Consider the following 13,573-nt stretch of genomic DNA (forward strand, 5'->3'; position numbering starts at 1 on the left):
AAAGTGCGAACTTAGCAAGTGCTATGGAAAAATTACGAAAACGTCTTTTATCGATGAATTTCCTAATTTGGGCACTTGCTGTTTTTTTTCTTTCCAAATCATCTACCGTGTCGGCACAATCATTTGACTTTAGCGGTCAGGTTGCTTTAGAAGTGCGCGGATTTCCTGATAAATCATTGTTACCCGGTCAGGTTGAAGGTGCACAGTTCTCAAGCTTTTTGGAACCAGAATATCGTTGGCGGAGCGCTGCCCGCGATTCCCTGTTGAAATTCACGCCCTTCATTCGCGTAGATACAGTAGACGACAAACGAACGCATTTCGATATCCGAGAAGCAAACTGGAGAAAGATTGCAGGCGACTGGGAATTCCTCGTCGGTGCCACACGTGTATTCTGGGGTGTTACAGAATCTCGCCATCTGGTTAATGTAATCAACCAAATTGATGCTGTTGAGGACATTGATGAAGAAGCCTTTCTTGGTCAACCGATGTTTCAAATAGCTCGCCAAACAAGTGTGGGGCGATTTGAATTCTTTTTAATGACACTGTTTCGTGAACGAACATTTGCGGGGCGTAATGGACGACTTAGAACGCCGCTTCCTGTTGACACAGGAGCTGCAGTTTATGAAAATAGCGCTAAAGAATGGCACCCTGATATTGCCCTGCGTTATTCACATACTCTGAGTGATTTTGATATCGGGTTACACGTCTTTCGCGGTACAAATCGTGAGCCTTCTCTGATCCTATCGTCTGACGGTCAAGGCTTTATACCACACTACTCTGTAATGACTCAGGCAGGCGTTGATTTTCAATTTACTCGCGATGCCTGGCTTTGGAAGTTTGAAGGGATCGTCCGTGAAGGACAGGGAACTACATTTGCTGCTGCAGTAGCCGGTCTGGAGTATACATTCTTCCAGGTTGCCGAAAGTGATATCGATCTGGGTCTCATTGTGGAAGGACTATATGATGGCCGAGATAAATTGAATTTTTCTGACACTCGGGGTAGACAGATTTTTCCTACAATTTATGACAAGGACATTTTCCTTGGCACGCGTCTCGCCTTTAATGACGTACAAGATTCATCCATTCTTGCGGGCTTTGTAACTGATGTTGTGGATGGGCCAGCAACCTTGCGTGTTGAAGCTGAGCGCCGACTCGGTGAACGCATGAAAATCGAGCTTATTGGCCAAGCATTTTTTGAAGATGCTCCTAAAAATCCCGTCTCTTTTTTCGTGCAGGACAGTTTTGTTACCCTCAGGATTTCTAGGTTCTTTTAACCCAAACAGGCCGAACAAAGTTTATCCCCAGGTCAATATCCAAAACCTTGCCTTGACAACAAAGTCCATGTAGTCTGCTAAAGTTATTAATTGTCTTAAAACAGACAGCTACAACTAAAGGAAATCATGAGTATTTTGCATCAATGGCATTTTTTCCGCTCCGGCGGTTTCGATCAAGTTCACTTAAACTCAAGCGCTGACTTAACATCACTTGGCGAGCTCGACCCTAAGCTCTGGGCAGCACTGAGTTGCCCTACCAATAATCTGGAATTTGATGCGAAGACACTCGAATTCATTGATACCGATAATGATGGCCATATACGCGTCCCAGAGATCATTGCCGCTGTGAATTGGACCACCTCACTGCTAAAGAATCCGGAAGATATAATCCGCGGATCAAATTCCCTGCCTTTGAACGCTATCAATAATGACACGGCAGAAGGTGCACTGTTACTGGCATCAGCAAAAGAAATATTGCTCAATATCGGCAAAGGCGAAGAACCCGCAATCACCGTTGAAGATACAGCAGACTTGAATAAGATTTTTGCCAGCACAAAATACAACGGGGATGGCATTATTCCTTCAAGTACCGCGTTAGAATCCAGTACTCAAACTGTCATCGAAGAAATCATTTGCTGTGTCGGATCAGATGAAGATCGATCGGGTTTACCAGGTATTTCTGAAGAAAAAGTCAAACAATTCTATATTGAAGCAAACGCTTTCTCTGAATGGTGGCGAGAAGCGGAGAAGGATTCGATCAACATTTTGCTGCTGGGCGACGAAACGGACGCTGCCGAAGCAGCATTCGATAGGGTTAAGGTTAAAATTGATGATTATTTTACACGCTGCAGATTGGCAGAATTTGATCAGCGTGCCAGTGATCCGTTGAATCCTGCGCTAGCGGAATATGAAGCGCTGACCAGCAAAAATTTGTCGGCAGATTCTGAAGAAGTTGCTGCTTTTCCTTTGGCAAAAGTTGAAGCGAAAAAACCGCTTCCGCTCGAAAACGGGATTAATCCTGCCTGGACTGGAGCGCTGACTGAGTTTAAAAGGAAGGTTTTCGTTCCACTGTTAGGAAATAAAGATAACCTAAGCAATGGAGATTGGCAGGAATTATGCCACAAATTCTCTGCTTATCAGGCTTGGTTGAGAGCCAAGCGTGGGGCTGCTGTGGAATCTCTAGGAATCAAGCGTGTTCGCGCCATCCTGACGGGTGGGTATCATGACAAAATCATGCAACTGATCCAGAACGACAAGTCACACTCCGGCACTGCGGATGCCATCAATTCGGTGGAAAAGTTAATTCGCTTTCATTGCCATCTTTTTCAGCTGTTGGATAATTTCGTGTCTTTTCATGATTTTTACACGGCCCAGAACAAGGCAATTTTTCAGGCTGGATCACTCTATCTGGATGGCCGCAGCTGTGATTTTTGCTTGCATGTCGCAGACATCAACAAGCACAGCAGCATGGCAAATTTAAGCGGTATTTATCTGGCCTATTGCGAGTGTCAGCGAAGGGGCGATGATAGTAAAAAAATGAATATCGTAGCGGCCTTCACGAATGGCGATGCAGACAATCTGATGGTGGGCCGAAACGGTATTTTCTATGACCGCAAAGGCCAAGACTGGGATGCAACAATCGTAAAAATTATTGAACACCCCATCAGTGTCCGACAGGCCTTCTGGTATCCGTATAAACGGATTGGCAAAATGATCGGTGAGCAGATCGAGAAAATAGTCAGCGCCCGGGAAAAAGCAGTGCAGGATCAGGCCGCTTCCGGCATAGCAAATACCGCACAAGCAGCGGATGCAGGCAAAGCACCTCCTGCGCCATTTGATATCGGGAAATTTGTCGGTATTTTTGCGGCTATTGGCCTAGCCATTGGGGCCATCGGAACCGCGATTGCATCCGTCGTTACAGGTTTCATCAGCTTAGTCTGGTGGAAAATGCCATTGGTAATTCTTGGATTGATTCTTTTGATCTCCGGCCCATCGGTTATCCTTGCATTTCTCAAGCTGCGCAAACGCAACCTAGCACCATTACTGGATGGCAATGGCTGGGCGGTAAATACCCGTGCCATTATTAATATCCCTTTCGGCGCTTCACTAACGAAAACAGCCACCTTACCACCCGGCGCTCAGCGGTCGCTGGTCGATCCTTATGCTGAAAAGGAACGCCCATGGAAACTCTATTTGTTTCTCATATTACTGCTGGGTAGCATCCTATATTTTTGGAATAGTGGTTACTTCAACGAAAGCACTGGAGGAGAAACACAAAAACAAAGCTTGGATAAAAAAAGTGAAGCCAACACTGAAAACGAAGCTAAACTTGATAACACCAGATCAGAAAGTAAGATTTCGGATACACCCCAATCTGTAAACAATTTAGAATCCGACACCAAAGCTTCTATGGACAAACAATCCAGATCATCATCGGCGACAATTGTTCCAGTACCCAAACCAGCCAGTCATTGAAGAACTAATTTACGTTGTTTTTAAACTGCATGCCAAGATTGGAGCAATTCATCATAAAATTGGACAAGAATTAGGTTTTATTAATTATAATCAATAGCTCTTAAGTATTTCTTCATGTAACATGAGAAATAAAATTGTCATGTTATAAGCGCGTACGAAAGCACTCTTATCAATATTTTTCATAGAAGGAGCTGTTATGAATAAGTCGCAAAAAAAAGAAATATGCAATTTATTAATCCTATGCATCCTAATATTAGGCAGCTCGAGCGCCTTAGCAGGGAAAATTCATTCTCCTTGCAGCTATCATCCGATCGACATTGATAAATACGGCAAGCAGCCTTTCCAAAACCCGCCCGAACTGCATCCACAAAATGGCAGGCTAGAAACTGAACTGACAGTACAGTATACCGATCCCGAAACCACCAGCATTGCGGGTTGTGGCGTAAAACTGCGCGCTTATAACGGTAAGCTGGTGGGTCCGACCTTGCGTATCAGGCAGGGAGATGTCATCAATTTACTGCTAAAAAACCGATTACCGAAAGAATCGCCCAACGAAATTCAAGCGCAATTCGATCAGGAGAACCAAAACGCCTATCTGGATACCATTCCGGCGTCTTTCAATACCACTAATGTGCACTTCCACGGCTTACACGTATCACCTACCGGCAATAGCGACAATGTGCTGTTGGCCATTGCGCCGCAAACCGATTTTCCTTACGAAGTCACATTACCGCAAGACCATCCGATCGGTTCTTACTGGTATCACGCTCATGCGCACGGCTCGACGTCAATTCAGGTCGGCAGCGGTATGGCAGGTGCCATTGTCATCGAGGACAATCCAATCACCACGCCAAAAGCACTATTGGCCGCCAATGCCAACGAAAAAATCTTCGTGCTGCAAACCACCCTATATAATCAAAAGGGGGAACTGAACAACATCACCAGCCTGTTCCCCGGCCCATCCCAACCCAAAGATTGCAATACTGCCGCCAACAAGGATACTTGGCCATGTTCGCAACGACGTATCACCATCAACGGTCAGATTGTTCCAATCATCACCATGAAACGTGGCGAAGTACAGCGCTGGCGTTTGATTGATACTGCTTTTCGCGAATCCATTGCATTTGCGGTCGAAAAACACGATTTGCATGAAATTGCGCTGGATGGGAACTATCTCGGACGTATCGACACTTGGAAAGCCGGAACACCGATCGACTTGCAGCCCGGCTACCGCAGCGATGTCTTAGTCAAGGCCAGCATGACTCCGGGAGAATACCGCATCATCGATCAACCGGTTTCCAGTCTCAAATCACTGCGACAAGCCGACGAACCGGAAAATTTGCTGGCCATCCTAAAAATCACCCACGAGGCCGACGATATGGCTTTGCCAACCAGCGAGGAAATGGCTGCATTGGCGCCTTTTGGCAATCTCGACTTAAGTAAAAAAGCTGTGGGTGTACAAGAAGTCGCTTTTAAGCTCGGTCAGGATATGCCGGGGAAAAAGAACTACTTTCAAGTCAATTACCGCGCGTTTAATCCCGACCATGTCCGTCAATTGGAATTGGGCGCCGTCGATATGTGGTCTCTCACCACAGTCGGCGACCCTGCTGCAGTTCCGAACGGCATTCCGCCGACCCCGCATGTGTTTCACATCCATGTCAATCCGTTCCAATGGCAACGCACAGGCCCGGACGGCAAACCGCAAATGGTCTGGAAAGATACGCTACTGGTACAAGGCCCGACAGTAACCAATATATATACGCAGTACCACGCCTATATCGGTAAGTTTGTCATACATTGCCACATTCTCGATCACGAGGATCTGGGTATGATGGAAGTCCAAGAAGTAGTCAATATACCGGTTGCACATAGCCATTAATCGTCAGGAGAACTCGCGATGCCGATTCGAAAAGCCAGAATCACGCGGTACGACCGCATCCGCAAAATCCTGAATGAAGCCGCCGCAGGTAGCTCCGTTGATTATGACGGTATTGGGCGGTTTTGGGATCATGGCGCTAAACAGCTCAAAGAAGCGTTCATTCACGGCATTCGCCTAGTTGCACCGGAAGCGGAGAAAATCAAAAGCTGTTGCGGGCAAGACGTCAATCAAAGCACCCCGGCTCACGGTGCCGCATCAATGCTGGTACGCGGGTTGAAAGGAGAAACACCATTCGACGGTTCGCAATTTCCACGTTTACCGTGGGGCGGTAAAGCAGTATCGCCGGAAGATATCGAATTCATCAGCAACTGGATCGACGATGGGTGCCCGGAGGATGACCACATGCAGGCTATCACTGCCGATATACAGCAATGCGAAACATTGCCAACCCGGCTATCGGTGCACGAAATCGTCGAGCTGGATCTGGCCGCAAAAGGCACGCGCACACCCAGCCGCCCCGGTGAATTGCGTCAGCGCAGCAATCTCGATTGCCTAAACGAAGACGAACTCAAACGACTGAGCAATGCTTTCCACTACCTGTATAGCCTCAACGATTGGCCAGAAGATATTCGCAGCTATAACAACCAGGCACTGATCCACCAGAATCACTGCCAGCATGGCTGGGAACGCTTTCTTGCTTGGCATCGGGCGTATATTTATGAGTTTGAGCAAGATCTGCGGGATTTCGATGCGGATATCATGCTGCCATACTGGGATTGGGTAATGCCGCAATACCGACCGGAATGCGCGCAGAATGGCAGGATTATTCCTAAATCATTCCAAGCCTTTTTGACCCTCGAACAAGCGGAAAAACTGGTCACCGAATTAAAACCCAGACCTTCCGCTGCACAAAAACACGCATTCCTGCAACTGGCCAAGCAAAAACAGCATTTTACATCACAAAGCGTGTTTTTCCGCTATGTCTACAACACCATCGGCTACCAGCACGTAACACCGCAACCGCAGGACGCCAACCGGCAGCACATGATCGACGCGCTACTGGCATCCAATCCGTTCTGGTATCCGTTGCGCTTTCCGGCGGAATATGGCGGCAAAACCATCAACGAAGCGATTCATTACCACTATCCATCCGCCAATGACATCCAGCAGATACTGAGCCTGAACAATTTTCGTGATTTCGGCGGCGGCAGCATTTATGACGCCTCATTCGGGTTTCTCGATCAGAATCCGCATAACACCATGCATATTTGGACAGGTGGCATGAATCCCTATTACGGAAATGGCAAGTCGTACGAAGGAAACAGCATGACCTCGTTCCAGTCACCACAGAACGATATCGCCAAGCAGCGCAGCACCATGGTGCAGGCGGGTGGACGTCGTTTCCACTCACGCTCCGATATGTACAGTCAGCCGCAATATGGCGATATGTTCAGCAACCTGACCGCTTCCTACGATCCGATTTTCTGGCCGATTCATGTCAATGTGGACCGATTATGGTGGGAATGGCAGCGGCTCAATCCCAGCGCCACACCGGTAGAGTTGGACGCTATATTGTCGCCATGGAATTATACTGTGCGCGATACGCTGGACGCAGCGCGTTTTGGTTACGAGTATGTTCGCAGCTCTCATTTTATCCCGATAGGACTGAACGCGCCGATTGGACGCATCATTTCCAAGCCGATTCCGGTTAATGACCTCACACAAGGATTCCGCAAAGCAGAAGTCCGCTTGCATTGGGTGCCGCAATTATCGCGTTCCTGCTTTATCCGCGCATTCCTGAATCAACCAGGAGCGAACGCGAAAACACCATTGCAAAGCAATCCGCATTTCGCCGGCTATCTCTCAATCTTCGGCCACGGCGCATGCTACGGCGGCCCCGGCCATTGCGACACGCCACCGCCCAGAACGCGCGATTACGATCACCGCACGCGCAATCACAATACGCCGCGCAATCACAGAATCGATGTCACCGAATGCGCCAGAAAACTGTTGGCCACGGGCGTTAGTGAATTACAAATCACCTTGATCGTGATTGGCGCCGACTACGAGGAAGATATCGATCTGCTCAAACTGGAAGGCGTTTCATTGAATTTTCTCGATTGATTACAGGAGATTTTCGTGGCAACCTATAAAATCCACCCCGGCATCGGCATCGCCCGCCTGGGTAACAGCGAAACCGAATTCTATCTCGCACCCGAAATACCTGCCGGGTTACCCCACGCTTGCGACACCAAAGGCAACCCCATTTTGTCCGACGATCTCAGTGGCCCAGTATTGGTAAAAAACTTCAAAGACAAAAATGGACGGATCAAACGCCAGGCAGCCCGATTCCAAGTGTTCGTATACGACGACGAGACACCGGATGGACGTCCACTGAAGTTGGGCGACGCCGTCGAAGGCGGCGGCAATCACGGCAAACTGATCGATATCCAATGGCGCGTCTATTTGGCAAATAAGAAAGCATCCTGGTACGAATTCAATACTCGCTCCGGCGAGCACGGCTACGCAGACAATCATCCACGCCGCAACGCATCAATTGAAAATCGCGACCGCTTAATTATCGATCCTGGCCCGCGCATCATCAACAGCACCAATTTGCGCCATGCAAGCTTTGACCGCTCCGGTAACAACGTATACGCAGCCACTTTCCCGCCGCAGGGCTTAACACCCTACGACATTGATACGCTCGGCGAGATTCTGACTGACGACAACGCCCGCTTGCTCGTACTGGGCGGATTCGGTCGTTCCGGCAGTGAAAAATCCGGGCCGGGCGAGCCGCATATTTCGCACTACGCTAACAACGACGGCTGGTATGACGATGTCTCCGACGGACCGGTGATGGCGCGATTGGCGATGTATTCCGATCAAGTAGGCGCGGTACGCTATATCGATGTGGAATACCCGGCGTGGGTAGTGGTGGGCTATCCGCGCTTCGTGCCGCAGATCCATGACATGATTACCATAGACGAGGTACTATATGATTTATTTCTGCGCGAATTCGCATACGACACCAGCTTATACGGCCGTCTGGGAAGTTTCGACTGCCCGGAAACCGTGCCAATCCAGAATCAGACAGCGTTGAGCCAGTGGCAAGCAAGCCGGCTGACCTGGAACAAAGACTTCAAACCCTGGTTTTACCGCGATATCTGGCCAATTTTGTTCAGACCGAATGAATTTCTGTACTTGAGCAACATTCTGGCGCAATCCAATTTCCCGCATGATCAGGAACAGCGCGGTACTTTTGATCCGTTCAAGCTCGGGCGAACACCGGGCCATGCGCAAAAGCGCACGAGTGTGAAATCGGCTGATATCTCCCCGACTGCCCGCGATGCCAGTCAGGGTGAAGCATTTATCGCTACCCAGCAACCCCTTGAGGATCAGCACAGTGATCCCTATCGACCGATGCGGCAATTTCTGTTCGACTTACTACGCCGCAACGGCGAGGATAACGAATTCAAATTGGAAGACAAAGTCGGCAGCCGAGTGCATAACCTTCCATTGATGCCATTATTATGCGGCGATAATCCGCTGACCAACGAAGTCGTCACCAAATTCCTGCGATTAACCGATTATCAATTGTTCATCCTTAAACAATGGGCTGAAGGTCGGTTCATCAACGAAATGGAACAGGGCTGGATCGATCGGAAAAAGTACCCGGTATTTTTCCCCTACCCGACAACCCCGCCCGAAAATGGACGCAAACTGGATCGCGGCGTACTGAGTAACGTACTGGGCGGCGCGTTTTGTCCCGGCGGCGAATTGAATTGGATCATGCGCAATCCTTCGATTTACTGGACATCGTACCGCATCAAGGCGGATCGTCACGTGGCGGATTTTCTGCAATCCGCGGCACAGGCAAATGCGAATCGGCAACCGACAAGCGTGATTGAAGAACTGAGTTTCAGTATAGACAACACACTCAGCCACAATAATAATTTCGGAGCAGGCCTGCAACCCGGTGATTTGACCAAATATATGGCGCTGCCGTGGCAAGCGGACTTCAATGAATGCACCACAAATACCATCAACATCACGTACGCCGACTGGAACACCATCAATGCCGATAACGACAATGACCAACGGCTCAAGCTCGAAGAAAAAATGTGGGATACGTTGTGGTGGCCCGCGCACAGGCCATTGCAATCGAACGAATTAACCGGTTTCGAGAACGGCAAGCCCGTCACCACATGGACTACCTGGAGCCGGGGTATCCAACAAACCTACGCCGGCGATTTAAAAATGGTGGAAGACTGGTGGAAGCTCGGATTCATCATTCGCAATCCGTATCTATCTGATATCGATAGCACACCATCAACAGGCCCTGATAATCGTTATTACAGCATCGAGCGCTATGGCAGCGAGCAACTGGCCGCACCGGATCCGCAACCCAGCGCCATCATCAATCCCGCTAAGAATACTTGATCAAGGAGACTTCCATGAATGACAACCCGTTTACCGGCAACTGGACTTACCGTAGCTTATTGAACAACCCAGAGGTAAACCAAGCTTTCAACAATCTGGAATTTGGCCGGGGAACTATCACCATCAATGAAGACGCAATGCAATTACTGAACGGCGTCATCGGCGGTCCGGGATGGTCGCTGACGTTAAAAGGTTCACGCGAATACGGCACACCGATGCGAATCCGCTTTCAGGGAACAGGCATCGTCAATGGCGAACAATGGATTTACGATTACGAAGGTTATTTAATCAGTCATTGGCCAAATGGCGTCCAACAACGGCCTGCGATTGTCGGTTCAGTGATTCGCACCATCCCGCATTCCGGCAGCGAGCCGGGCACGGTGTCTCCCGCTGGTGTGGTTGCATCGTTTTATGCCGTCAAAACCGACTAACGCAAGCTTCGACGTCTTCATCATCGGTGCCGGCCCCGCTGGCGCAGCGGCGGCAATCTCGCTTCGCGAAATCATGCCTGATGCCCGTGTTTGTATCGCGGATATAGAAAAATCCGCTCATTTCCGTGTCGGCGAATCGGTCCCGCCTCCCATAAAACCATTTCTTGATCATCTAGGGGTAGCAACCGCTTTCGAGAATGCGGCACATAGCCCGGCTTTCCGAACGTTAAGCGCATGGGGGAACAGCGGACTTGAAAGTAATGAGTTTTTTCTGCACGCTTACAATACCGGATGGCGATTGGATCGCGCAAATTTTGACGCCATGCTTAAGACAGAAGCAATTCGTCGGGGAACCGCCAGCATATCCGCGCGGGCATTTTCACTTGCCGAAAGCCCTTATGGCTGGCTCATTGATTGCGGTAATACAGGAAAATTCTCGGCCCGCTATGTCATCGATGCCAGCGGTCATGCGGCGATCGTATCCCGCTGGTTAAAATGCGCGCCGCGCAAACTGGATCGGTTAATTGGATGCGCGGTATTTTTTGAGCACCAGACGCAACAGCCGGAGTTATTCGATAAGGAAGCTGCCGTGATCGAAGCATGCCATCAGGGCTGGTGGTACACCGCCGCCATTCCAGGTCATCGAAGGATCGCCATGTTGATGACCGATGTGGATATCGCACGGCAACTAAGCATTGCCAACAGGTCAACCTGGCTGCATTACTTTTCGTTGACAAAACATATCAAGCAGCGCATTGACACACGCTTTCCCTTGACGCAACCGATAATTTTCCCGGCATCATCGCGCTGCTTTACAGGTACCTACCCTCCCGGAATTGTAGCTGTCGGTGATGCTATCTCAAGTTTTGATCCGCTATCGTCGCAAGGCATCGTCAAAGCACTGCGATCGGCATTGTACGCTTCCTATGCCATCGCTGATTACTATCTGAGAAACGACACAATGGGTTTTTCTAAATATTTCACGCTGATGCGCAATGAGTTTGATAATTACTCTGTAACTTGGCAAGACTATTATCGACGTGAACAGCGCTGGCCGGAAGCGCCATTCTGGCAACGACGACACCGAATGAAGCTGACGTAAGTATCGTATTATGAGAAAAATACTGCCTTTGTGAATCATAGGTCAAACCTTAGAATTGACCTCATTACTGTTCCGTTAACTTTCACAATAAGACCATCTGAATATTGTTGGTTTGTTTATCGCTGGGGGGATTGCTCCACAATAAAGTTATGGGCTCACAATTAATACAAATAGTATTTTTAGCAACCCTGAAATTCTGTTAGGCTATTTTTAATAGCTTCTTCGTATCGTGGCGCGTCAGCTTACCTCACGCAGAAAATAGAAATATAAGAAACATCAACTGAACAGCTATAAATAACGGAGTTACACATGTCAAATGTTAGCCTTCAAGACCGAGCCCGCGGCGCCATCATGGGCGCTTTTATCGGAGATGCTCTGGCACTTGGCCCGCACTGGTATTACAATCTTGATGAACTTCATCGTGATTACGGGCCATGGATCGACAGCTATACGGACCCCAAACCCGGCCGGTATCATCCGGGCCTGAAAGCCGGTCAATTATCGCAGGCCGGCTTCATCCTGACTCTGATGCTACGATCGCTTATTGAGTGTAATGGCTATGACAAGGCCGACTTTTGCCGACGCATGGATGAAACGCTGTTTCCGTTACTGGACGGAACACCTGTCTGCGGGCCCGGAGGATATACCAGTCAATCCATTCGTAAAGTCTGGCAGCAGCGCGTGCAACAGAAGTTATCCTGGGAACAAACCGGCAGCAATGCAGACACCACCGAAGCGATAGAACGCACGCTTGCCATCGCGGTGCGTTATGCGCTGCATCCCGAACAACTTGCTTCAGCCATTACCGAAAATACCCTACTCACACAGTCCGATGAAACTATCGTCTCGATGACGGTTGCATACGGCGCCGTACTGAGCCTTTTAGTTCAGGGACATAAACTGGACACGGAGATTTCGAGCAAGCTGATGACATTAACCAAGAATAGCCGATTGCCTTTTCATGTCGTAACGCGAGGTAATCTGCAAAATCCGCAGCCCGGTGATCCGGATCCACCCCATGCGGGCCGTTTCGCCTCGCCGGATGCTCTGCTCACGCCGTCATACATGGCGACAGCTGCGGTGGATCCTGAAATCCGTATCGAGCCAGCATGGAAAGTATCCATTGTATACGGTATGCCCTGCGCCATTTATCATCAGCTGCCGGCCGCTTACTATCTGGCAGCCCTTTTTCATAATGACTTCGAATCAGCCGTACTTCATGCGGTTAACGGCGGCGGACAAAACCAGGCGCGCGCGATTCTTACCGGCGCGTTGACAGGCGCTCAAACTGGTTTATCGAACATCCCAGAACGATTCATTAACGGTCTAGAAGAATCAGTCACCCTAGAGAAACTTGCCGTCGATCTTGCTGCAAGTATTGAATAGATCAGTTTTCATCATCATTGCTCCGCTAACTTTCACAGGTCATCTGATTAGTTGTGGACCTGTTTATCGTTGAGTAAGATTCTTCCGCGATAGAGCCATGAAGCCATTCTTTCAGAAAAATTCGACTACAATTAAGGTATGCTGATTTTCATGGAATCTAAAGTTTCATAAAATGAAAGCATGAAATAGAGGACGAAGATAAAATTTCTGCGAACATGCTACCGTCAGGAATTTTGGGGACAATCAGTAAGGTTTTTTAAAGAAAGTGAATTACCATTGACTGAAGCAGCCAAACGACTGTCGCTACCAAAAGGGACATTAAAGAATTGGGTTTATGCGAATAAACAAGGTGAACTCGTTACGGTAGGCAAACACCAGAGACCACTTACCGAGCTTGAATTAGAATTATCCAGAGTAAAGCGTGAATTAGCTGAAGTTAAGATGGAAGGTGACTTCATAAAAAAGTGTGCGACATATTTCGCGAAGGAGTCGTGAGATACGTGCTGATTGAATCGATGCGACAAATATACTCAGTTACGCTCATGTGTCGAGTGCTTGATGTATCCAAGAGCGGCTTTCATGC

Annotated in this window: 8 protein-coding genes and 1 pseudogene; all 9 read left to right on the top strand. The window is 48.8% G+C overall.

The window, feature by feature from the left end; translation table 11 throughout:
- Positions 1 to 23 precede the first annotated feature (23 nt).
- Positions 24 to 1,274, top strand: a complete 1,251-nt coding sequence (locus K2Q13_RS09860) for a hypothetical protein (protein WP_292920894.1) — start codon at positions 24 to 26, stop codon at positions 1,272 to 1,274.
- A gap of 126 nt (positions 1,275 to 1,400) precedes the next feature.
- Positions 1,401 to 3,749, top strand: coding sequence for a hypothetical protein (locus tag K2Q13_RS09865; RefSeq protein ID WP_292920895.1), 2,349 nt, complete (start codon positions 1,401 to 1,403; stop codon positions 3,747 to 3,749).
- Between the two features lie 196 nt (positions 3,750 to 3,945).
- Positions 3,946 to 5,628: a multicopper oxidase family protein gene (locus tag K2Q13_RS09870; protein WP_292920896.1), complete on the top strand. Its 1,683-nt coding sequence runs from the start codon at positions 3,946 to 3,948 to the stop codon at positions 5,626 to 5,628.
- An 18-nt stretch (positions 5,629 to 5,646) separates the two neighbouring features.
- Complete coding sequence (locus K2Q13_RS09875) at positions 5,647 to 7,752, top strand: tyrosinase family protein (RefSeq protein ID WP_292920897.1); 2,106 nt, start codon at positions 5,647 to 5,649, stop codon at positions 7,750 to 7,752.
- 15 nt (positions 7,753 to 7,767) lie between these two features.
- Positions 7,768 to 10,071: a LodA/GoxA family CTQ-dependent oxidase gene (locus K2Q13_RS09880; protein WP_292920898.1), complete on the top strand. Its 2,304-nt coding sequence runs from the start codon at positions 7,768 to 7,770 to the stop codon at positions 10,069 to 10,071.
- 14 nt (positions 10,072 to 10,085) lie between these two features.
- The gene (locus K2Q13_RS09885) at positions 10,086 to 10,502 is read left to right on the top strand and encodes a hypothetical protein (protein ID WP_292920899.1); all 417 of its coding nucleotides are present in this window, start codon (positions 10,086 to 10,088) and stop codon (positions 10,500 to 10,502) included.
- Complete coding sequence (locus tag K2Q13_RS09890; RefSeq protein ID WP_292920900.1) at positions 10,483 to 11,604, top strand: tryptophan 7-halogenase; 1,122 nt, start codon at positions 10,483 to 10,485, stop codon at positions 11,602 to 11,604. Before K2Q13_RS09885 ends, K2Q13_RS09890 begins: the two co-directional genes overlap by 20 nt.
- A gap of 309 nt (positions 11,605 to 11,913) precedes the next feature.
- Complete coding sequence (locus tag K2Q13_RS09895) at positions 11,914 to 12,990, top strand: ADP-ribosylglycohydrolase family protein (protein WP_292920901.1); 1,077 nt, start codon at positions 11,914 to 11,916, stop codon at positions 12,988 to 12,990.
- A gap of 270 nt (positions 12,991 to 13,260) precedes the next feature.
- A pseudogene (locus tag K2Q13_RS09900) lies at positions 13,261 to 13,573 on the top strand (IS3 family transposase); the annotation flags it as partial.

Origin of the sequence: Nitrosomonas sp. (assembly GCF_019752095.1) — a bacterium.
Classification (GTDB): Bacteria; Pseudomonadota; Gammaproteobacteria; order Burkholderiales; family Nitrosomonadaceae; genus Nitrosomonas.